At 63.7% G+C, this 21,329-nt stretch carries 16 protein-coding genes and 1 pseudogene; 13 read left to right on the top strand and 4 right to left on the bottom strand.

All coding sequences use genetic code 11. The features are described from left to right. The first annotated feature begins 139 nt into the window (after positions 1-139). Together ACZ0BA_RS20820 and ACZ0BA_RS20815 are read left to right on the top strand one after the other, a co-directional pair. Positions 140-1,831: a long-chain-fatty-acid--CoA ligase gene (locus ACZ0BA_RS20820; RefSeq protein WP_463453095.1), complete on the top strand. Its 1,692-nt coding sequence runs from the start codon at positions 140-142 to the stop codon at positions 1,829-1,831. Positions 1,832-1,833: 2 nt separating this feature from the next. Then, the gene (locus tag ACZ0BA_RS20815; protein ID WP_463453094.1) at positions 1,834-3,510 is read left to right on the top strand and encodes a long-chain-fatty-acid--CoA ligase; all 1,677 of its coding nucleotides are present in this window, start codon (positions 1,834-1,836) and stop codon (positions 3,508-3,510) included. Between the two features lie 34 nt (positions 3,511-3,544). Here ACZ0BA_RS20815 and ACZ0BA_RS20810 read toward each other — a convergent pair whose 3' ends face one another. After that, positions 3,545-5,119, bottom strand: coding sequence for an alkaline phosphatase D family protein (locus ACZ0BA_RS20810; RefSeq protein ID WP_463453093.1), 1,575 nt, complete (start codon positions 5,117-5,119; stop codon positions 3,545-3,547). Positions 5,120-5,134: 15 nt separating this feature from the next. After that, positions 5,135-5,584: an acyl-CoA thioesterase gene (locus ACZ0BA_RS20805; RefSeq protein ID WP_463453092.1), complete on the bottom strand. Its 450-nt coding sequence runs from the start codon at positions 5,582-5,584 to the stop codon at positions 5,135-5,137. Between the two features lie 61 nt (positions 5,585-5,645). Between ACZ0BA_RS20805 and ACZ0BA_RS20800 the strand changes: the two genes are divergently transcribed. Both ACZ0BA_RS20800 and ACZ0BA_RS20795 read left to right on the top strand, forming a co-directional pair. Beyond that, positions 5,646-7,496 carry an ABCB family ABC transporter ATP-binding protein/permease gene (locus tag ACZ0BA_RS20800; protein ID WP_463453091.1) on the top strand — a complete coding sequence of 617 codons (1,851 nt, stop codon included), beginning with the start codon at positions 5,646-5,648 and terminating at the stop codon, positions 7,494-7,496. A gap of 120 nt (positions 7,497-7,616) precedes the next feature. Further along, entirely contained in the window at positions 7,617-9,032 is a 1,416-nt protein-coding gene (locus tag ACZ0BA_RS20795) for a M20/M25/M40 family metallo-hydrolase (RefSeq protein ID WP_463453090.1), read from the top strand. A 59-nt stretch (positions 9,033-9,091) separates the two neighbouring features. Here the strand turns inward: ACZ0BA_RS20795 and ACZ0BA_RS20790 are convergent, their stop codons facing one another. Further along, on the bottom strand, positions 9,092-10,351 hold the full coding sequence (locus tag ACZ0BA_RS20790; RefSeq protein ID WP_463453089.1) for a dicarboxylate/amino acid:cation symporter: 1,260 nt from the start codon (positions 10,349-10,351) through the stop codon (positions 9,092-9,094). A 247-nt stretch (positions 10,352-10,598) separates the two neighbouring features. Between ACZ0BA_RS20790 and ACZ0BA_RS20785 the strand changes: the two genes are divergently transcribed. The 4 genes and pseudogenes from ACZ0BA_RS20785 (at position 10,599) to ACZ0BA_RS20770 (ending at position 13,853) form a co-directional block, all read left to right on the top strand. After that, the gene (locus ACZ0BA_RS20785; protein WP_463453088.1) at positions 10,599-11,324 is read left to right on the top strand and encodes an amino acid ABC transporter ATP-binding protein; all 726 of its coding nucleotides are present in this window, start codon (positions 10,599-10,601) and stop codon (positions 11,322-11,324) included. A gap of 116 nt (positions 11,325-11,440) precedes the next feature. After that, entirely contained in the window at positions 11,441-12,415 is a 975-nt protein-coding gene (locus ACZ0BA_RS20780) for an amino acid ABC transporter substrate-binding protein (protein WP_463454800.1), read from the top strand. Between the two features lie 15 nt (positions 12,416-12,430). Beyond that, positions 12,431-13,161 (top strand): annotated as a pseudogene (locus ACZ0BA_RS20775) (amino acid ABC transporter permease). Next, positions 13,161-13,853, top strand: coding sequence for an amino acid ABC transporter permease (locus tag ACZ0BA_RS20770; RefSeq protein ID WP_463453087.1), 693 nt, complete (start codon positions 13,161-13,163; stop codon positions 13,851-13,853). The pseudogene ACZ0BA_RS20775 and the gene ACZ0BA_RS20770 overlap by 1 nt, the downstream one beginning before the upstream one ends. On the opposite strand, the gene ACZ0BA_RS20765 is transcribed toward ACZ0BA_RS20770, so the two are convergent. Next, the gene (locus ACZ0BA_RS20765) at positions 13,824-14,741 is read right to left on the bottom strand and encodes a LysR family transcriptional regulator (RefSeq protein WP_463453086.1); all 918 of its coding nucleotides are present in this window, start codon (positions 14,739-14,741) and stop codon (positions 13,824-13,826) included. The genes ACZ0BA_RS20770 and ACZ0BA_RS20765 overlap by 30 nt on opposite strands. A gap of 119 nt (positions 14,742-14,860) precedes the next feature. On the opposite strand from ACZ0BA_RS20765, the gene ACZ0BA_RS20760 reads away from it, so the two are divergent. From ACZ0BA_RS20760 to ACZ0BA_RS20740, 5 genes are all read left to right on the top strand, one after another. Continuing rightward, complete coding sequence (locus tag ACZ0BA_RS20760; RefSeq protein ID WP_463453085.1) at positions 14,861-16,846, top strand: oxidoreductase; 1,986 nt, start codon at positions 14,861-14,863, stop codon at positions 16,844-16,846. 208 nt (positions 16,847-17,054) lie between these two features. Further along, positions 17,055-18,107: a dihydroorotase gene (pyrC, locus tag ACZ0BA_RS20755; protein ID WP_463453084.1), complete on the top strand. Its 1,053-nt coding sequence runs from the start codon at positions 17,055-17,057 to the stop codon at positions 18,105-18,107. 3 nt (positions 18,108-18,110) lie between these two features. Further along, the gene (locus ACZ0BA_RS20750) at positions 18,111-18,908 is read left to right on the top strand and encodes a DUF3025 domain-containing protein (protein WP_463453083.1); all 798 of its coding nucleotides are present in this window, start codon (positions 18,111-18,113) and stop codon (positions 18,906-18,908) included. Between the two features lie 73 nt (positions 18,909-18,981). Next, positions 18,982-19,977, top strand: a complete 996-nt coding sequence (locus tag ACZ0BA_RS20745) for a Gfo/Idh/MocA family protein (RefSeq protein WP_463453082.1) — start codon at positions 18,982-18,984, stop codon at positions 19,975-19,977. Positions 19,978-20,049: 72 nt separating this feature from the next. Then, entirely contained in the window at positions 20,050-21,267 is a 1,218-nt protein-coding gene (locus ACZ0BA_RS20740) for an MFS transporter (protein WP_463453081.1), read from the top strand. The last annotated feature ends 62 nt before the right edge of the window (positions 21,268-21,329 follow it).

The raw sequence follows: 21,329 nt of genomic DNA, 5'->3' as shown, positions 1-21,329 counted from the left end.
TAAATGCGCTTGCGTCCGGGCTGCGTGCCCGATAGCATCGCATCATAAGCAGGCTCAGGCTGTTCGTGCAGACCATCCCACCTGCCTGGAGCGGCACTGTGCGCCGCGCCGATAACGATAATGAGACGAGAGGCACAGGATGGAGAAAATCTGGTTGAAGTCCTATCCGCCCGGCATGCCGACGGAGGTCGACACAACGCAGTACCGGTCGCTGGTGCAGTTGCTGGAAGAGTCTTTTCATAAGTTCGCGGACCGCAACGCCTACGTCTGCATGGACAGGTTCCTGACCTATGCCGAGCTTGACGCCCACTCCAAACGCATCGGCGCCTGGCTGCAAAGCCGCGCCATGAAGAAGGGCGCGCGCGTCGGCATCATGCTGCCCAACGTGCTGCAATATCCGATCGCCATCGCCGCCATCCTGCGCGCCGGCTACACGGTGGTCAACATCAATCCGCTGTACACGCCGCGCGAACTCGAGCACCAGCTCAACGACTCCGGCTGCGAGGCCATCATCATCCTGGAGAATTTCGCCACCACGCTCGAGCAGGTGCTGGGCCGGACCCAGGTGCGGCACATCCTGGTCGGCAGCATCGGCGAAATGCTGGGCGGGCCGAAAGGCATGCTGGTCAACTTCGTCGTGCGCAACGTCAAGCGGCTGGTGCCGCCGTTCTCGCTGCCGAACGCGGTGCGCTTCAAGGACGCGCTGTCGCAGGGCGGCGGCATGAAGCTGACCCCGGTCGAAGTGACCCAGGACGACCCCGCCTTCCTGCAGTACACGGGCGGCACCACCGGCGTGGCCAAGGGCGCCGTGCTGACCCACAAGAACGTGATCGCCAACCTGCTGCAAACCGAAGCGTGGGGCAACCCGGCGATGGGCGGTCTGGCCGAGCAGATCGTCATCGTGGCCGCGCTGCCGCTGTACCACATCTTCGCGCTAACGGCCTGCGCCATGTGGGGCACGCGCGTGGGCGCGCTCAACATCCTGATACCGAATCCGCGCGACATTGGCGGCTTCATCAAGGAGCTGGCCAAGTACCGCTTCCACATGCTGCCTGCGGTCAACACGCTGTACAACGCGCTGCTGAACCATCCCGATTTCGTGCACCTGGATTTCTCCGCCCTCAAGGTCAGCAACGGCGGCGGCATGGCCGTGCAGCAAACGGTCAACGATCGGTGGCGCAAGGTGACGGGCGTGCCCATCGTCGAAGGCTACGGCCTGTCCGAGACCTCGCCGGTGGCCACCTGCAACCGCACCGACATCGCCGACTTCACCGGCACCATCGGCTTGCCGATGCCCTCGACCGACATCGCCATCCTCGACGACGACGGCAACCCGGTGCCGCTGGGTCAGCCCGGCGAGATCGCCATCCGTGGCCCGCAGGTGATGGCCGGCTACTGGAATCGTCCGGACGAGACCGCCAAGGTGATGACCGCGGACGGCTTCTTCAAATCCGGCGACATCGGCGTGATGGACGAAAACGGCTACACGAAAATCGTTGACCGCAAGAAGGATATGATCCTGGTCTCCGGCTTTAACGTCTATCCGAACGAGCTCGAGGGCGTGATCGCCGCCCATCCGGGCGTGCTGGAGTGCGCCTGCATCGGCGTGCCGGACGAGCACTCGGGCGAGGCCGTCAAGGTGTTCGTGGTGCGCCGGGACGCCAGCCTGACCGCCGACCAGCTGATGGCCTACTGCAAAGAACAACTGACCGGCTACAAAAAGCCGAAATACATAGAGTTCCGCGAGGAACTGCCAAAAACCAATGTCGGTAAAATCCTGCGGCGCGTGCTGCGGGACGAACACACCAACGAGAAGAAAAAGGCTGCATAAAGATGGAAAAAATCTGGCTCAAGTCCTACCCCGAGAACATGCCGTCGGAGATCGATCCCACGCAATACCGTTCCGTCACGCATCTGCTGGAAGAATCGTTCCGCAAATACGCCGACCGCAACGCCTATGTGTGCATGGATAAATTCCTGACTTATGGCGAGCTGGACAAGCTGTCGCTGCGCATGGGAGCCTGGCTGCAAAGCAAGGGCCTGCAGCCGGGTGCGCGCGTGGCGATCATGATGCCGAACGTGCTGCAATATCCGGTGGCGATGGCCGCCGTGCTGCGCGCCGGCTACACGGTGGTCAACGTCAACCCGCTGTACACGCCGCGCGAGTTGCAGCACCAGCTGGTGGACTCGGGCTCGGAAGCGATCATCGTGCTGGAGAACTTTGCCACCACGGTGGAGCAGGTCATCTCGCACACCAAGGTCAAGCACGTGATTGTCGCCACCATGGGCGATATGCTCGGCACGCTCAAAGGCGCGATCGTCAACCTGGTGGTGCGCAAGGTCAAGAAGCTGGTGCCGGCGTTCTCGCTGCCCGGCTCGATTTCGTACAAGAAGATGCTGTCGGAAGCGGCCAACATGACCTTGCAGCCGGCCAAGCAGGCGCATGACGATATCGCCTTCCTGCAATACACGGGTGGCACCACCGGCGTCTCCAAGGGCGCGATGCTGTTGCACAGTAATATCATCGCCAACGTTCTGCAGAACGAAGCCTGGCTGCAATTCAAACAGCACAAAGAGCAGATCGTATTCGTTGCCGCGCTGCCGCTGTACCACATCTACTCGCTGACCATCAGCGCGCTGATGGGCATGCGCATGGGCGGGCTGACGTTGCTCATTCCGAACCCGCGCGACATCCCCGGCTTCGTCAAGGAGCTGTCCAAGTACCGCGTGGCCGTGTTCCCTGCGGTGAATACCTTGTACAACGCGCTGCTGAACAATCCGGAGTTCCCCAAGCTCGACTTCTCCAGCTACTCGGTGTGCAACGGCGGCGGCATGGCCGTGCAGAAAGCCGTGGCCGACAAGTGGCTGAAAGTAACCGGCACGCCGATCATCGAAGGTTATGGCTTGTCGGAGACGTCGCCGGTGGCCACCGCGAACCGCGTCGACATCAAGGAATTCACCGGCACCATCGGCCTGCCGATTCCGTCGACCGAAGTGCAAATCCTGGACGACGACGGCAATCCGGTGCCGCTGGGCCAGACCGGTGAAATCGCCATTCGCGGTCCGCAAGTGATGGCCGGCTACTGGAACCGCGCGGACGAGACCGCCAAGACGATGACCGCCGACGGCTTCTTCAAGACCGGCGATATCGGCATCATGGACGAGCGCGGCTACACGCGTATCGTCGACCGCAAGAAGGACATGATCATCGTTTCCGGCTTCAACGTGTATCCGAACGAGGTCGAAGGCGTGGTGGCGGCCCATCCGGGCGTGCTGGAAGTGGCCTGCATCGGCGTGCCGGACCAGAACTCGGGCGAGGCGGTCAAGCTGTTCGTGGTTCGCAAGGATCCGAACCTGACGGCCGAACAGTTGCTGGACTATTGCAAGCACGAGCTCACGGCGTACAAGAAACCGAAGTTCATCGAGTTCCGCGACGAGCTGCCGAAGACCAACGTCGGCAAGATCCTACGGCGCCAGCTGCGCGACGAGAAGCCGAAGGCGGTCGCGTAAATTCCAAAAATCGCCTGTTCGCAGGCGATTTTTTTTAGGTGTTCAATCGCGGCCGGCCGTTCTGCACAACGAAACTGGCGGCGGTCGCGATGCCGCTGGCCGCATCGTGCACATCGTTCAGGCCGATGAAATGGGCGGTGGTCGCCGCTGGCGTGACGTTGAGCAGCATGAAACCGCGCTTGTCGCTGCGGCCGTACTTGATGCTCGGGTTCATTGCCACATACTGCTCGGTGCGCGACTGCGGGCGCGACGACGACGTGATCGACGTGCCGCAGAATTCCGTCGCCAGCACGGGGTTCGCGCCCGACCGGGCGCGCGCCGGATCGCGGCCGATTTCGGCCGCGAAGAAGGTGTGCACATCGCCGGACAGGATCAGCGGGTTGCTTGCCTTGCTGATGGCCAGCCCGTCGAGCAGGCGACGCCGCGCCATCGGATAACCATCCCAGCCATCGGTCCAGATGCGCGCATCGCCCTCGGTCTTGAACGGCACCTGGCTGTTGTGCGCCATCAGCGTCTGCTGCGCCAGGATGTTCCAGCGCGCGCGGGATGACTTCAGGCCATCGTCCAGCCATCGCTGCTGCACCTCGCCCAGCATCGTGCGCCGCGTGTCGCCCAGCGCCGCGCACTGGCGCCGCACGACGGACGACGAGCCGCCGCGTTCCGCCGGTGGGCAGGCCTGCCAGGCGCGGTACTGGCGGTCGTCCAGCACGTGGAAACGCGCCAGCCTTCCCCAGTCGTAGCGCTGGTAGATGCGCATGTTGGCGAAGTCGCCCGCCCTGGGCAGCACCAGCCGCACCGGCATATGCTCGTAGAACGCCTGGTACGCCGCCGCGCGCCGCTCCAGGAACTTCGGATTCAGACGCTCGTCGCGGTCGTTGGCGTAGTCGTTGGCCACTTCGTGATCGTCCCAGGTGACGATCCACGGCGCGGCGTGATGGGCGGACTGCAGATCGCGGTCGCTCTTGTACTGGGCGTAGCGGTTGCGGTAATCGGCCAAGGTGAAGCTCTCCGAGGACCGCACGGCGGTTTTCGGATGGCGCAGCTGGTACGGGCCCCACTCGTAGATGTAATCGCCCAGGAAGGCCACCAGATCGGGCGAGGCGGCGGCGATGTGGCGGTGCGCGGCATAGGTGCCGAACTCCCAGTGCTGGCACGAGGCCACGGCCAGCTTGAGCTGATCCGGCATGGCGTCTGCGGTGGGCGCGGTGCGGGTGCGGCCGATCGGGCTGACGGCGTCGCCCAGCATGAAGCGATACCAGTACCAGCGCGCCGGCGATAAGCCGGTGACGTCGACATGCACGCTGTGCGCCAGCTGCGGCGCCGCGCTGGCCATGCCTTTGGCGACGATGCGGCTAAAGCGCTCGTCCTCGGACACCTCCCAGCGTACGGCAAAGGCCACCGCCGGCATCGCGGCCGCGTTAAGCGGATCGTGCAGGATGCGGGTCCAGATAACGACCGCGTTGGGCAGCGGAGAACCAGAAGCGACGCCAAGGCTGAACGGATAGCGCGCCTTGCCGGCGCCGGCAGATACTGGGTTGGCGCTGACACTGGCAATGGCGCTGGCCGATGCCGCCAGCGCGGCGAGGAAGATGCGGCGTTGCGCGTCCACCCTTGGCGCTCCTGATTATGGGTGCATCAGCGTTTCGATCGGCGGCACCTTGCGTGGTTTGCGGTCCGAGTCGGTCGCCACATAGGTCAGCACCGCCTCGGTGACCTTGACGGTATCGGCCTGCAGGCGGTTGCGCTCCGCGTACACCTCGACGTTGACGGTAATGGACGTATTGCCAACCTTGACAATATCAGCATAAAACGACAGCAGGTCGCCGACGAACACGGGATTCTTGAACAGGAACGAGTTCACGGCGATGGTCGCCACGCGGCCGTTTGCGCGGCGGGTGGCCGGCAGCGAACCGGCGATATCGACCTGCGACATGATCCAGCCGCCAAAGACATCGCCGTAAACATTGGCGTCCGACGGTGACGGCATCATGCGCAGTTCCGGCATTTTGCCGGCCGGCAGGCCGCGATTGACCGTGGTGACGGCGATAGGTGTTGGATTTTGGGGCGTGGTCATCGTGAATTCTCTTCAGGGGCTACAATTACCGGGATTGAACCATAAAAAGCCGACATCCGCCATGCGCCGTTACCCGAATTCCCCGCCCGATCCCGCCAGCCCATCAGCTCCCACCCGCAGCGACGCCGCCACCCTGAAGACACTGGTCCCCTATTTGTGGGTCTACAAATGGCGCGTGCTGCTGGCGCTGTGCTGCCTGGTCGGCGCCAAGCTGGCCAACGTCGGCGTGCCGGTGGTGATGAAAAAACTGATCGATTCGCTGACGATCACGCCATCGCATCCGCAGGCGCTGCTGGTGCTGCCAGTCGCCGCGCTGGTGGCCTACGGCGCGCTGCGCGTGTCGACCACCCTGTTCACCGAGCTGCGCGAATTCCTGTTCGCGCGCGTCACACAGCGCGCCGTGCGCACCATCGCGCTGCAGGTGTTCCGCCACCTGCACGCGCTGTCGCTGCGCTTCCACCTGAACCGCCAGACCGGCGGCATGACCCGCGATATCGAACGCGGCACCCGCGCGGTCGGCTCGCTGATCTCGTACACGCTGTTCAACATCCTGCCTACCCTGGTGGAGATCACGCTGGTGCTGGGCTACCTGGTGCTGCACTACGATATCTGGTTCTCGGTGATCACCTTCGTCGCGCTGGTGTTGTACATCACGTTCACGGTCGTCGTCACCAACTGGCGCACGCACTTCCGCCGCACGATGAACGATCTGGATTCGAAGGCCAACACCAAGGCCATCGACTCGCTGATCAATTACGAAACCGTCAAATACTTCGGCAACGAGGACTACGAGGCCAAGCGCTACGACGAAGGCTTGCAGCGTTACGAAGCGGCCGCCGTCAAATCGCAGACATCGCTGTCGCTGCTGAACACGGGGCAGTCGATGATCATCGCCATCGCCGTCACGTTGATCCTGTGGCGCGCCACCGTGGGCGTCATCAACGGCACGATGACACTGGGCGATCTGGTGCTGGTCAACTCGTTCATGATCCAGCTTTATATTCCGCTCAACTTCCTTGGCGTGATCTACCGCGAGATCAAGCAAAGCCTGGCCGACATGGAAAAGCTGTTCTCGCTGCTGGACCAGAACCGCGAGATCGCCGACGCCAAGGACGCGCAGCCGCTGGTCACGCACGGCGCCCAGGTGCGCTTCAACCACGTCGACTTCAGCTACGAGTCCAAGCGCCAGATCCTGTTCGATGTCGACTTCACCATCGCGCCGGGCACCACGACGGCGGTGGTGGGCCACAGCGGCTCGGGCAAGTCCACCTTGTCCCGATTGCTGTTCCGCTTCTACGAAGTCAACGCCGGCGGCATCACCATCGACGGCCAGGACCTGCGCGCGCTGACGCAGGACTCGGTGCGCCACGCGATCGGCATCGTGCCGCAGGATACGGTGCTGTTCAACGACACTATCGAATACAACATCGCCTACGGCCAGCCCGGCGCCAGCAAGGAGCAGATCGTCGCGGCGGCGCGCGCGGCGTCGATCCACGACTTCATCGAAAGCCTGCCGGACGGTTACCGCACCATGGTCGGGGAGCGGGGACTGAAGCTGTCTGGCGGCGAAAAGCAGCGCGTGGCGATCGCCCGCACGCTGCTGAAGAATCCCGCGATCCTGATTTTCGACGAGGCCACGTCCGCGCTGGACTCGAAGGCCGAGCAGGCGATCCAGGCGCAGCTCAAGGAAATCGCCAAGAGCCGCACCACGATGGTCATCGCGCACCGCCTGTCGACGGTGGCCGACGCGCAGCAGATCCTGGTGCTCGACCACGGCCGCATCGTCGAGCGCGGCACGCACCAATCGCTGCTCGCCGCCGATGGCCTGTACGCGCAGATGTGGCAGCGCCAGCAAGCGAAAGCCGATGAAGAATTGACCGAATCGCCCGAGGACGAGGCGCGCGCCGAGTAAGTCCAACTACTGGGGTCAAGTCTGTCATTCGGACACGTGCTGTACCGTAATACCGATGAGGACGTGTCCGAATGACAGACTTGACCCCCCATGTTTTTTCACGTTGATAAGGAATCGACCATGAAGTCTCGCTTTGCCTTGGGTGCTGTCACCGCGCTGGTGGCCTGTATGCAGAACGCCTACGCCGACCCCACAGAACAGCAATTCCGCGCCCTCTACAAAGAGCTGGTCGAAACCAACACCACCTTGTCGTCGGGCAGCTGCACGCTTGCGGCCGAACGCATTGCCACGCGCCTGAAAGCGGCCGGCTTCCCGGACTCGGACCTGCATCCGTTCGCCGATCCGAAGTTTCCGAAAGAGGGCGGCCTGGTCGCCATCCTGCCGGGCAGCGATCCGAAGGCCAAGGCGATCCTGCTGCTGGCGCACATCGACGTGGTCGAGGCCAAGCGCGAGGACTGGGTGCGCGATCCGTTCACGTTGATCGAGGAGGACGGCAAGTTCTACGCGCGCGGTGCGCTGGACGACAAGGCGCAGGCGGCCATCTGGGCCGACTCGCTGATCCGCTTCAAGAAGGAGGGCTTCAAGCCGCGCCACACCTTGAAGATGGCGCTGACCTGCGGCGAGGAGACGGCCGGTGCCTTCAACGGCGCCGAGTGGCTGACCAAGAACAAGCGCGACCTGATCGACGCCGGATATGCGCTCAACGAAGGCGCGGGCGGGGAGCTCAATGCCGCCGGCAAGCGCGTCTCGATGACGGTGCAGGCCGGCGAGAAGGTCGCGCAGAACTACCGGCTGGAAGTGACCAATCGCGGCGGACACAGTTCGCGTCCACAAAAGGACAACGCCATCTACCGGCTCGCGGCCGCGCTTAAAAAGGTCGAAGGCTACGAGTTTCCGGTCCAGCTGGCCGACGGCAGCCGCGGTTACCTGAACGGCATGTCGAAGATCCAGGCGGCGGCCGGCCACGAGGACGTCGCCGACGCCATGCTGGCCGTGGTGAAGAACCCGGGCGACGCCAAGGCGGTCGCGCTGCTGTCGTCGACCGACTCCAGCTGGGGCGCGATGCTGCACACCACGTGCGTGGCGACCTTGCTTGACGCCGGCCACGCCACGAATGCGCTGCCGCAGCGCGCCCGCGCCAACATCAACTGTCGCATCTTCCCGGGCGTGACGCAAGAAGAAGTGCGGCAAACGCTGGTCAAGGCCATCGACGACCCTGCGGTCAAAGTGGAAACGCTGGAGATACGCGGCGAGAACTCGGCGCCGCCGGCATTGACCAAGGCGATCCTGGAGCCGGTCGAGCGCATGACGGCCAAGCTGTGGCCCGGCGTGCCGGTAATGCCGATCCTGCAGTCCGGCGCCACGGACGGCCAGTTCCTCAACGCCGCCGGCATTCCAACCTACGGCATCAGCGGCATCTTCCTGACGCCGGATCTGGGCAACATCCACGGCCTGAACGAATACATCGGTGTGCAATCGTTGATGGAGGGCCGGACCTTCCTGCATGAACTGGTAAAAATCTACGCCAACCAGTAAGACATCCCTGAATGTAAAAAGGCCACCTTGACGGTGGCCTTTGTTTTGCGCGGCTGCTTTTACGCGGCGTCTTTGATCATGTCTTCCTGGCCCGGCTCGACCAGTTCGCCCTCCCACTTGGCGACAACCGCCGTGGCGACGCCGTTGCCGATGACGTTGGTCGCGGAGCGCGCCATGTCGAGGAAGTGGTCGATGCCGAGCAGAAGCAGCATGCCCGCCTCCGGGATGTTGAACTGGCTCAGGGTGGCGGCGATCACCACCAGCGAAGCGCGCGGCACGCCGGCCATGCCCTTGGAGGTGAGCATCAGCACCATCATCATGGTCATCTGCTGGCCCAGCGACATTTCGATGCCGTAGGCCTGGGCGATGAACACGGTGGCGAAGGTGCAGTACATCATCGAGCCGTCCAGATTGAACGAGTAGCCGATCGGCAGCACGAACGCGGCGATCCGGTTCTTGACGCCGAAGCGCTCCAGGCCTTCCAGCGTTTTCGGATAGGCCGCTTCGCTCGAGGCGGTCGAGAAGGCCAGCAGGGCAGGGCCGCGCAGCTCCTTCATCAGGCCGAACACGCGGCCCTTGAGGAACAGGAAGCCGGCGAAGATCAGCAAGCACCACAGCAAGATGATGCCGAAGTAGAACTCGGCCATGAACACGCCGTAGGTCGACAGCACGCCCAGGCCGCTTTTGGCGATGACGCCGGCAACGGCCGCGAACACGGCGATCGGCGCAAATTTCATCACGTAGCCGGTCACCTTGAGCATCACGTGGGCGACGCCGTCAAGCGCGTCGACCATGATCTCGGCCTTCTTGCCGACCGCCGCCGCGGCCGAACCGAAGAACAGCGAGAAGATGACGATTTGCAAGATCTCGTTCTTGGCCATGCCGTCGACGATCGACGCCGGCACCAAGTGGGTGACGAAGTCCTTCAACGTCAGGCTGGACGTGGCCAGCTCGACCTTGCCTGCCGCGGTGGCGGCCATGTGGCCCAGCAGCGCGTCGCCCGGGCGGAACAGGTTGACCAGCACCAGGCCCAGGCTCAGCGACATCACCGAGGCCAGGAAGAACCAGCCCATGGTCTTGATGCCGATGCGGCCCACTTCGCTGGCGTCGCCCATGCGCGCGATGCCCACCACCAGGGTCGAGAACACCAGCGGCGCGATGATCATCTTGATCAGGCGCAGGAACAAAGTCGTAATCAGCGACATCGTATCGGCGAAGCTGACGGGGTTCTCCATGTTGGCGTGAACGACGTAGCCCGTCAGGATACCGAGCGCCAGTGCGATCAGGATGTAAGTGGTCAAACGGCTTTGTTTATGCATGTTCTCTGTTTCCCGTGGTAGTGTCTCTATGGACGCTGGCTGGGGCGGGATTCGTCCGCCACACCCAATCTCGTACAAAATAATGTCATTTCCCCGCAGTGTGGAGGTATGATCCAGCCAATGCAGCTTTGTAAGCTGATGAAACATTGAGCAAGTTCCGCAGTATCCTTGTGGTAAAGGGTACTGTCAAGCTCACGTGGGCGCGGGCCCACACACCTGTCGCGGGCACTCTAACTTTGCCAAAAATATGATAGCGATAAATAATCTCAGCAAATGGTATGGCCAGTTCCAGGTATTGGCTGAATGCACGACCAGCGTGTCCAAAGGGGACGTGATGGTCATCTGCGGGCCGTCCGGTTCGGGCAAGTCGACGCTGATCAAGACCGTCAACGGCCTGGAGCCGTTTCAGCAGGGCGACATCACGGTCGACGGCATCTCGGTCGGCGCCAAGGGCACCGATCTGCCCAAGCTGCGCGCGCGCATCGGCATGGTGTTCCAGAATTTCGAGCTGTTTCCGCATCTCTCGGTGCGCCAGAACCTGACCCTGGGCCAGGTCAAGGTGCTGGGCCGCAGCGAGGACGAGGCCAACGCGCGTGGCCTGCAGTACCTGGACCGGGTCGGCCTGCTGGCGCAGCAGGATAAATATCCGAACCAGCTGTCCGGCGGCCAGCAGCAGCGTGTGGCGATCGCCCGCGCGCTGTCGATGGACCCGATCGCGATGCTGTTCGACGAGCCCACCTCCGCGCTGGACCCGGAGATGATCAACGAGGTGCTCGACGTGATGGTCGGACTGGCGCAGGAGGGCATGACGATGATGGTGGTCACGCACGAAATGGGATTCGCCAGGAAGGTGGCCAACCGGGTCGTCTTCATGGACAAAGGACGGATACTGGAGGACTGCGGCAAGGATGAATTCTTCGGCGCGCCGCGTTCCGAGCGCGCCCGCGATTTCCTGGCGAGGATTATTCACTAGATCGACTCGGGAAGTTCGCTTCCCTGCATTACCGATAGCATGCGCCGGCGCCCGCCGGCAGGTCGTATTTGACGTTCATTGTATTTTTCTTAGGAGGAATCATGTCGTTACCACGAGTGCTCTATCGTTTTGCCATCGTCGCCGCCAGCGCGGTCTTCATTGCAGCTCCCGCCGCCGCTCCCGCCGCCGCCCAGGAGGCCGGCGGCACCTTGGCCAAGATCAAGCGCACCGGCACCATCACGCTCGGTGTGCGCGACGGCTCCATTCCCTTCTCCTACCTCGACGACAAGCAGCAGTACCAGGGCTACTCGGTCGATCTGTGCCTGAAGGTGGTGGCCGCGATAGAGAAGCACTTGGGCATGTCCGGCGTGAAGGTGGTGATGAATCCCGTCACCGCCGCCAACCGCATTCCGCTGATGGCCAACGGCACTATCGATCTGGAATGCGGCTCGACCACCAACAACGCCGAGCGGCAAAAGCAGGTGGCGTTCGCGCCGACCATGTTCGTCATCTCCAACCGGCTGCTGGTCAAGAAGGCGTCGAACATCCGCAGCCTGGCGGACCTGAAGGGCAAAACGCTGGTGGCCACCGCCGGCACCACCACCCTCAAGCAGATGACGATGCTCAACAACGAGCGCAAACTGGGCATGAAGATCGCCGTCGGCAAGGATCATCCGGAGTCGTTCCTGATGCTGGAAACCGGCCGCGCCGCCGCCGAGGCCAATGACGACATCCTGCTGGCCAGCCAGGTCGCCACCGCGCGCAATCCGGGCGAATACACGATTTTGCCGGAGGCGCTGTCCGTCGAACCTTACGGTATCATGATGCGGCGCGGCGACACGGCCTTCAAGGCGGTGGTCGACGCGGCGCTGACGCGGTTCTATCAGTCGCCCGAGTTCTCGAAGACTTACGACAAGTGGTTTGCGAGCGCCATCCCGCCGCGCGGTATCAACCTCAATTTCCCGATGCCGGCCACGCTCAAGGCGGTCATCGCCAAGCCGACCGATTCGCCCGATCCGGCGGCGTATGCGCTGAAAACCGCAGCGCCGGCCCCGGCGCCGCCCGCGCAGAAGATCGACGCCAAGAAATAAGCGGCGGCCGTCGCCATGAACTACCAATGGAACTGGAACATCTTCCGGGAGATGTCGCCGGACGGCGTGCAAACGTATTGGGACACGCTGCTTTCCGGCCTGGCCTGGACGATGGCGACGTCGCTGGCCGGCTGGGTGGTCGCGCTGGCGTTGGGCTTCGCCGTCGGCGCCATGCGTACCTTGCCCAACCGCTGGCTGCGCATGCTGGGCACCGGCTACGTCGAGCTATTCCGCAACGTGCCTTTGCTGGTGCAGATGTTCCTGTGGTTCTTTGTGATGCCGGAGCTGCTGCCGCAGGCCGCCGGCGACTGGCTCAAGTCCTTGCCCAACGCGCCCTTCGTGACGGCGGTGCTCTGCCTCGGCTTCTTCACGTCGGCGCGGGTGGCTGTCAGGTCACCGCCGGTATCGAGGCGCTCGCCGGCGGCCAGCGCCTGGCCGCGCTGGCGCTGGGCCTCGACCTGCCGCAGACCTACCGCTTCGTGCTGCTGCCGCTGGCGGTGCGCATGATCCTGCCGCCGCTGACCAGCGAATTCCTCAACATCATCAAGAACAGTTCCGTGGCGCTGACCATCGGTTTGATGGAGCTGACCGCCAGCGCCCGCGCGATCCAGGAGTTTTCCTTCCAGGTGTTTGAAGCCTTCACCGCCGCCACGCTGATTTATGTGGTGGTCAATCTGGTGGTGATCGCCGCCATGCGCTGGCTGGAGCATCGGCTTGCGCTGCCCGGCACGATAGGAGGTCGCTGATGTTCGCCCATTTCGACACCAGCGTCATCGCCAACTCGTGGGTCTACCTGTTCCAGGTCGGCATGGCGTTCACCTTGGAGCTGACGGTGCTGTCGATGATCGGCGGCGTCGCGCTGGGCACTTTGCTGGCGCTGGCGCGCATGTCCAGCTTCCCGCCGCTGGCGCTGGTGGCCGCCGCCTACGTCAACCTGATACGCGCGGTGCCGCTGGTGCTGGTGATCTTCTGGTTCTACTTCCTGGTGCCCTACATTGCGGCGTGGGTGATCGGCGCGCACGAACCGGTCAAGGTCGGCACGTTCTGGTCGGCGCTGATCACGTTCACCCTGTTCCAGGCAGCGTACTACTGCGAGATCATGCGCGGCGGCATACAGGGCATCCCGCGCGGGCAGGTGCTGGCCGCGCAGGCGCTGGGGTTGCGCTATTGGCAGGCGATGGGCCGCGTCGTGCTGCCGCAGGCCTTTCGCAACATGCTGCCGGTGCTGCTGACGCAGACCATCGTGCTGTTCCAGGATGTGTCGCTGGTGTACGTGCTGTCGGTGCCCGATTTCGTCGGCGCCGCCAGCAAGGTGGCGCAGCGCGATGGCCGCCTGGTGGAGATGTACACCTTTGTGGCGGTGGTCTACTTCGTGCTGTGCTGCCTGCTGTCGTGGCTCGCGCGGCAGCTACACAAGCGGGTGGCGATCGTGCGCTGAGTAGCCCTTCAGGCTGGCCTGCATGTAGTCGATGAACAGGCGCACGCGCGATGGGATCAGGCGTGATTCGATGATCGCGTAGACCGGCGCCGGCGAGACTTCCCATTCCGGCAGCACGCGCCGCAGCGTGCCGCGCAGCGCGTCGTCGCGCATTTCCGGGCCCGCCGAGATGGCGATGCCCACACCGAGCGTCGCAAGGGTGCGGCACATGCTGACATTATTGGCGCAGTAGCGGCCGGAGACATCGACCGTGACCGTTTGCTTTCCCGACGTGAGCGCCCAGCGCGACTGCCTTCCCGACGCCGCCTGGATCACGCATTCATGGTGCGCGAGGTCGTTCGGATGCTCCAGCGCAGGCGCATCGCGCAAATACTCGGGCGCCGCGAACAGATAGCGCGGCAGCAGGCCGATTTGTCTGGGGATCAAGGTGGAGGGCGTTGGCGGCGGCGCGCCGATGCGGATCGCGCAGTCGAAACCATCGGCCACCAGATCGATCCGGCGCGGGGTCAGATCCATTTCGAAATCAATCTGCGGATACAGCTCGCCGAAACGCTTGATCGCCGGCGCCAGGTAGCTGATCGCCAGGTCGACCGGCATCGACACGCGCAGCAGGCCGCTGGGATGCTCGGCCAGCTCCATCAGCGATTCGTGCGCGATGCGCGCCTCCGCGACAATGCCCTGACAGCGGCGGAAGTACGCCAGGCCCGCCTCCGTCAACTCCACTTTGCGGGTCGAGCGGTGGAACAGGCGCACGCCGATTTCCTTTTCGAGGTCGGAGATGCGGCGCGACAGCGTCGAATTGGGCATATCCAGCTGCTCGGCCGCGCGGCGGAAGCCCTTGGCGTTCGCCACCGCCACAAACAACTCCATACTCGCCAGCAGTGTCATGACATAGCTTTCATCGATTGCTCCATGGGTGGATCAGTGATTTCATTTTAAGCTATTTATCCCAAGGGAGAAACAATGGATGATGAATTCACTGTCATCCACTTCCCTAGGAACCTGAAATGAACCAGCTCTCCACCGCAGTCAAGATCGGCCCTTACGACCTCCGCAACCGCATCATCATGGCGCCGATGACCCGCTCGCGCGCCAACGACGCCGACGGCGTGCAGTCCGACCTGGCCGTCACCTACTACCGCCAGCGTGCCAGCGCGGGCCTGATCATCACCGAAGGCACCTTCCCGAGCGCGATGGGCAAGGGCTACGTCGCCACACCGGGCATCTACAGCGACGCCCAGGTGCAAGCCTGGAAGCGCGTGACCGAAACGGTGCACGCCGAGGGCGGGCGCATTTTCCTGCAGTTGATGCATACCGGCCGCATCTCGCATCCATCGATGCTGCCGCAACGCGCGCTGCCTGTGGCGCCGTCGGCGATCAAGGCGGCCGGCCAGGCGTACACGATGTCCGGCATGGCCGATTTCGTCACGCCGCGCGCGCTGGAGACGGCGGAAGTGGCGGGCGTGGTGGACGAATACCGCCTGGCGACGCGCCGCGCGCTGGAGGCGGGCTTCGATGGCGTCGAGCTGCACGCGGCGTCGGGCTATCTGCCGGAGCAGTTCCTGGCATCCGGCACCAACCAGCGCACCGATCAATACGGTGGCTCGATACCCAACCGTGCGCGCTTCATCCTGGAGGTGCTGGAAGCGATGGTCGCGGAGGCGGGCGCCGATCGCGTCGGCATCAAGATCTCGCCAGAGATGGGCTTTAACGACATCGTCGACGCGACCCCGGTGGAGACCTATACCTATCTGGTGGGGCAGCTGGCGCATTTGAAGCTGGCATATCTGCACGTGGCGCTGTTCAAGGCGAGCTACGACTATCACGCCGCGCTGCGGCCCCTGTTTGGCGGCGTCTATTTGCTCGGTGGTGGCCAGAGCCGCGAGTCCGGCGAGCAGCGCATCGCCGCCGGCGAGGCGGACGCCGTGGTCTACGGCAGCACCTTCCTGGCAAATCCAGATCTGCCACGCCGGTTTGAACTGAACGCGCCGCTCAACACGCCCAATCCCGCACTGTTCTACGTTCCAGGCCCGCAGGGCTATATCGATTATCCCGCGCTCGAGGATGGACCCGCGAACCGCGCGCTGCGCATCCACGCTTACGGTGGCGCCGATGCTCTGCGCTGGGACGAGGTACCGGCGCCGCAGCCCGCCGAAGGTGAGGTGCTGGTGCGCGTGACGGCCGCCGGTGTCAACGGCCTCGATTGGAAGATACGCGACGGCTTGGTGCAGGACGCGTTCCCGTTGCCGTTGCCGGCCACGCTGGGCATTGAACTGGCTGGCGAGGTGGCCGGAGTTGGCGCAGGCGTTGAAGGCTACGCCATCGGCGACCGTGTGCACGGCGCGCTCGGCGCGTTGGGAGCCTACGCCGGCCACGTGGTGATCGCCGCCGCCAAGCTGGCGCACATTCCGGCGGCCATCGACGACGCCACGGCGGCCGCCATCCCGGTCGCGTCGCTGACGGCCTGGCAGTCGCTGTTCGAAGCGGGACAACTTCAGCGCGGCGAGACGGTGCTGATACACGGCGGCGCTGGCGCCATCGGCAGCTTCGCGGTGCAATGTGCAAAGCAGGCCGGCGCCCGGGTGGTGGTCACCGCGCGTGGCCGTCACGCCAATCTGCTGCGCCGCCTTGGCGCCGACGAGGTGATCGACTATCCGAACGTGCGGTTCGAGGAAGTCGTCAATAATGTCGACCTGGTGCTCGATCTGGTCGGCGGCGAGACGTTGGCGCGCTCCTGGCAAGTGTTGTCGTCGAAAGGACGCATTTTCACCACGGCGGCGCCGGACATCGCCGCGCAATTGACCGAGGGACGGCGAGGCGGCTGGTTCCGTATGCGTTCGGACGGCGCCCGCTTGACCGAGATCGGGGCCAAAGTCGCCGCCGGCGACCTCACCGTGGTGATCGACGAAGTGGTGACGGCGGAGCAGGCCGGCGCCGCCATCGAGCGCAACAAACAAGGTCACGGCGCCGGCAAGACGGTGATCCGATTCTGATGAGAACTACGGGGTCAAGTCTGGCATTCGGACACGGCCTGATCGCTAGCGGCTAGCAAAATGTTGGTTCTTGCGCTAGTTGTCGCGGGTTTTAGATGGGGTCGTGTCCGAATGCCAGACTTGACCCCGGCCTTGCTGGATGCGGAACCTGCCCGGCAGCGGGTAAAATGGCGGGATCCGCACTTTGATAGCCAGAAAGCCCGCCGCCATGTCCGACTTCGAAAACACTCCCGACAGCATCACCATCGCCCGTCCAGACGACTGGCATTTGCACCTGCGCGACGGCGCCACGCTGGCCAGCGTGCTGCCGCACAGCGCGCGCCAGTTCGGCCGCGCCATCGTGATGCCTAATTTGAAACCGCCGGTGACCACCACCGCAGCCGCCGAAGCCTATCGCAGCCGCATCATGGCAGCGCTGCCTGAAGGGATGAAGTTCGAGCCGCTGATGACGCTCTACCTGACCAACAACACGCCGCCCGACGAGATCCTGCGCGCGCAGGAAAGCGGCATCGTGCACGCGGTCAAACTGTATCCGGCCGGCGCCACCACCAATTCCGACGCCGGTGTCACCGATCTGTCGAACTGCTATAAAACGCTGGAGATGATGCAGGAAGTCGGCATGCCGTTCCTGGTCCACGGTGAAGTCACCGACCAGGATATCGACCTGTTCGACCGCGAGGCGGTCTTCATCGAGCGCGTCATGCGTCCGCTGCGCCGCGATTTCCCGGCGCTGAACATCGTCTTCGAACATATCACCACCAAGCACGCCGCCCAGTACGTGGCGGAAGCCGAAGGCCCGATCGCCGCGACCATCACCGCGCATCACCTGCTGTATAACCGTAACGACATCTTCAAAGGCGGCATCCGTCCGCATTACTACTGCCTGCCGGTCCTCAAGCGTGAAGAACACCGCCTGGCGCTGGTCACCGCCGCCACCAGCGGCGACGAGCGCTTCTTCCTCGGCACTGACTCGGCGCCGCACGCGCAGGGCGCCAAGGAAGCCGCCTGCGGCTGCGCCGGTTGCTACACCGCGCTGCACGCGATGGAGCTGTATGCCGAAGCGTTCGAACGTGCCGGCGCGCTGGAGAAGCTGGAAGCTTTCGCCAGCTTTAACGGCCCGGCCTTCTATAACCTGCCGCGCAACACCGACACAATCACGCTCAAACGTGAGCAGTGGACCTTGCCCGAAACGCTGCCGATGGCGGACCAGCAGGTGGTGCCGCTCAACGCCGGTGAAACCATCAACTGGAAAATGGTATAAGCAGTGCTGCAATCGATCGACTGGTCGCGCCCCTGGTATGAGTCGGTACGGGGCGCGGCCGGCAAGCTGACAGCGGACGTCCATTTCAGGGAAGCCTTCAGCGCGCAGGCCTCGGCACTGGGCCTGCGCAACCATCTCGGCTTGCCGCTTTCCTTTGTGCCCCAGGAGGCGCTGCCCGACGGCACCGCGTACGAAGCCTTCATCGGCGCCACCGGCGGCGTGCCCACACGCGACAATCTCCACGATTTTTTCAATGGCCTGGTATGGCTTAGCTTCCCGCTGATTAAAGTGCGGCTGAACGCCTTGCAGGCGGCGCAGATCGCGCAGGACGGCGTGGGCAAATCGCGCGGACCCGCACGCGACGGCGCCACCATCTTCGACGAGAACGCGGCGCTGCTGGTTGTGCGCGATAGCGATAGCGGCCATCGCCTGACCGAAGCGCTGCGCGAACATCGCTGGCACGACGCATTCGTCGACCAGCGCGCCAGCTTTGGTCCGGACGCGCAGGTCTGGCTGTTCGGCCATGCGCTGATGGAGAAGTTGGTAGCACCTCGCAAGGCAATCACCGCGCACTCGCGCGTGGTGGTGGCGGGTGACGATTTCTTCGCGATGGAGCACGACGCGCGTCGCGCATGGCTGGACCGGAAGGTGGCGCTGGACCTGGAAGACAACGGTTTGAGCACCGCCGACTTCACGCCGATGCAGGCGCTGGGCGTGCCGGGATGGTGGCCAGACCAGGACGAGGCTTTCTACGCCGATGCAACGGTGTTCCGCCCCAAACGCCCGGTCGCAGTAAAATAGCACTTCGACATCACGCCGCAGTTCATCGCAGCACAACCAACATTGGCCGCCGACGCGGCAGAAAGATCACGCCATGACGCAGGTAATTCGATGGGGTATTCTCGGAACGGGCAAAATCGCCAAGGCCTTCGCCACCGCACTACAGGACACGCCTGGCGCAAAACTCGCGGCGATTGGTTCGCGCTCCGTAGATAGCGCTACCAAATTCGGCGCGGAGTTCGGCGCCGAGCGTTTCCACGGCAGTTATCAGGCGCTGGCCGACGATCCCGAGGTCGATGTCATCTACATCGGCACGCCGCACCCGATGCATCACGAGAACGCGTTGATGTGCCTGAACGGCGGCAAGGCGGTGCTGGTGGAGAAATCGTTCACGATGAACCGTCGCCAGGCCGAGGACATCATCGCGCTGGCACGCGAGAAAAAGCTGTTCGTCATGGAGGCGATGTGGACCCGCTTCATGCCGGCGGTGGTGGAGGCCAAGCGCATCGTCGACAGCGGCGAGATCGGCAAGCCGGCGCACGTCACCGCCGATTTCGGGTTCACGTCCGACGCCGGTCCGGAGCACCGCCTGTTCAATCCTGAACTGGGCGGCGGCGCGCTGCTGGACCTGGGCATTTATCCGCTGTCGATGTCGTCGTTCTTCCTCGGCGCTGTTACCGGCGTAAAGGCGCAGGCCGAGATGGCGTCCACCGGCGTCGATATGCAAACCGCGTTCACGCTCACGCACGAAGGCGGCGGCGTGTCCGCCTGCGCGTGCAGCCTGCGTTCGCGCACGCCGACCGAGCTGACGATCTCCGGCACCAAGGGCTTTGTGCGCCTGAGCGACCGTTTCCACAACACCGAAACCATCACCGTCACCTTGGTTGACGGCGCCTCCCGCAGCGAGCGCACGATGACGATCCCCCGCAGCGGCAACGGCTACACCCATGAGGCGCAGGAAGTCGGCCGCTGCATCCGTGAAGGCCTGATCGAAAGCCCGGTCATGCCGCATGCGGAAACGCTCAACATCATGGGTACGCTGGACTCGATTCGCCAGCAAATCGGCCTGCGCTACAGCGCCGACGAGTAAGTCAAAACCAAGCGCGGTTGGCCGGAACTGGTTAAAATCGACAGATGTCGTATCGATAACCAGGAAAAAATCATGTTCGTCGCCAGCCGCGCACCGTCGCTCAAAACCGTGTTGATCGCCACCGGCGTCGTCCTGACGCTGGCAATGGGTGTGCGCCACGGCTTCGGCTTCTGGATGCAGCCGATCTCCCAGGCCAACGGCTGGACGCGCGAAACCTATTCGCTGGCGCAGGCGCTGCAGAACCTGATGTGGGGCGCCTTCGGCCCGTTTGCCGGTATGGCGGCGGACCGTTTCGGCACCATGCGCGTGGTGCTGGTCGGCGCGCTAAGTTACGCGGCCGGCTTGATCTGGATGGCGGTGGTGACCGATCCGACGATGTTCGTCATCGGCACCGGGGTAATGATCGGGCTTGGACTCTCCTGCACCGCGTTCGGCGCTGTCAGCGGCATCATCGGCCGTGTGGCGCCGGCCGAAAAACGCTCTTGGGCGTTCGGTATTTCCGGCGCCGCCAGTTCGTTCGGCCAGTTTTTGATGATGCCGGTCGAGCAGCAGCTGATCTCCGGGATCGGCTGGCAAAACGCCTTCTATGTGCTGGCCGCGCTGGTGCTTCTGTTGATGATACCGATGACGTTCTATTTGCGCGAGCCGGCTGTCGACCATGGCGACGGTCCGCAGCAAAGCATCCGCGAAGCGATGAGCGAGGCGATTCGCAACCGCTCCTTCCTGTTCCTGGTCGCGGGGTACTTCGTTTGCGGCTTCCAGGTGGTGTTCATCGGCGTGCACTTGCCGGCCTACCTGAAGGACAAGGGCATCGGCGATCCGAGCGTGGCGGTGATGGCGCTGGCGCTGATAGGCTTGTTCAATATTATCGGCTCCTACTACGCGGGTAAATTGGGCGGGCGCCTGCCGAAGCGGTATTTGCTGTCATCGATTTACTTCACGCGGTCGGTCGTCATTTCGCTATTCCTGCTGGCGCCATTGACGCCGTATTCGGTGTACATATTCGCGGCGGCGATGGGCTTGATCTGGTTGTCGACGGTCCCGCTGACGAACGGCATCATCGCCGGCATTTTCGGCGTCAAGCACATGTCGATGCTGGCCGGTGTGGTGTTCTTCTCGCACCAGGTGGGTAGCTTCCTGGGCGTGTGGCTGGGTGGATTCCTGTTTGCCAGGCAGGGGAGTTATGACATCGTCTGGGGTATCGCGATCGCGCTGGGCGTGATGGCGGGCTTGATCAATTTGCCGATCAACGAGCGTCCGGTGGTGCGCAGCGTCCTGAAAGCGGCATAGCCATGAAAACGTGGGCGCTGCGGATGGCGGCTGCTGCGGTGATCGCGCTGGTGTTCATGGCT

This window comes from Duganella sp. AC917 (genome assembly GCF_979258245.1).
Note: the sequence above shows the minus strand (reverse complement) of the source record. Positions and strands in the feature narration are given on the sequence as shown.

Excerpts from the sequence above, each read along its gene's own strand:
- ACZ0BA_RS20800 (WP_463453091.1), top strand. The coding sequence starts at position 5,646 with ATGCGCCGTTACCCGAATTCCCCGCCCGATCCCGCCAGCCCATCAGCT.
- pyrC (WP_463453084.1), top strand. The coding sequence starts at position 17,055 with ATGTCCGACTTCGAAAACACTCCCGACAGCATCACCATCGCCCGTCCA.
- ACZ0BA_RS20765 (WP_463453086.1), bottom strand. The coding sequence starts at position 14,741 with ATGACACTGCTGGCGAGTATGGAGTTGTTTGTGGCGGTGGCGAACGCC.
- ACZ0BA_RS20760 (WP_463453085.1), top strand. The coding sequence starts at position 14,861 with ATGAACCAGCTCTCCACCGCAGTCAAGATCGGCCCTTACGACCTCCGC.
- ACZ0BA_RS20785 (WP_463453088.1), top strand. The coding sequence starts at position 10,599 with ATGATAGCGATAAATAATCTCAGCAAATGGTATGGCCAGTTCCAGGTA.
- ACZ0BA_RS20790 (WP_463453089.1), bottom strand. The coding sequence starts at position 10,351 with ATGCATAAACAAAGCCGTTTGACCACTTACATCCTGATCGCACTGGCG.
- ACZ0BA_RS20815 (WP_463453094.1), top strand. The coding sequence starts at position 1,834 with ATGGAAAAAATCTGGCTCAAGTCCTACCCCGAGAACATGCCGTCGGAG.
- ACZ0BA_RS20745 (WP_463453082.1), top strand. The coding sequence starts at position 18,982 with ATGACGCAGGTAATTCGATGGGGTATTCTCGGAACGGGCAAAATCGCC.
- ACZ0BA_RS20740 (WP_463453081.1), top strand. The coding sequence starts at position 20,050 with ATGTTCGTCGCCAGCCGCGCACCGTCGCTCAAAACCGTGTTGATCGCC.
- ACZ0BA_RS20820 (WP_463453095.1), top strand. The coding sequence starts at position 140 with ATGGAGAAAATCTGGTTGAAGTCCTATCCGCCCGGCATGCCGACGGAG.
- ACZ0BA_RS20770 (WP_463453087.1), top strand. The coding sequence starts at position 13,161 with ATGTTCGCCCATTTCGACACCAGCGTCATCGCCAACTCGTGGGTCTAC.
- ACZ0BA_RS20795 (WP_463453090.1), top strand. The coding sequence starts at position 7,617 with ATGAAGTCTCGCTTTGCCTTGGGTGCTGTCACCGCGCTGGTGGCCTGT.
- ACZ0BA_RS20805 (WP_463453092.1), bottom strand. The coding sequence starts at position 5,584 with ATGACCACGCCCCAAAATCCAACACCTATCGCCGTCACCACGGTCAAT.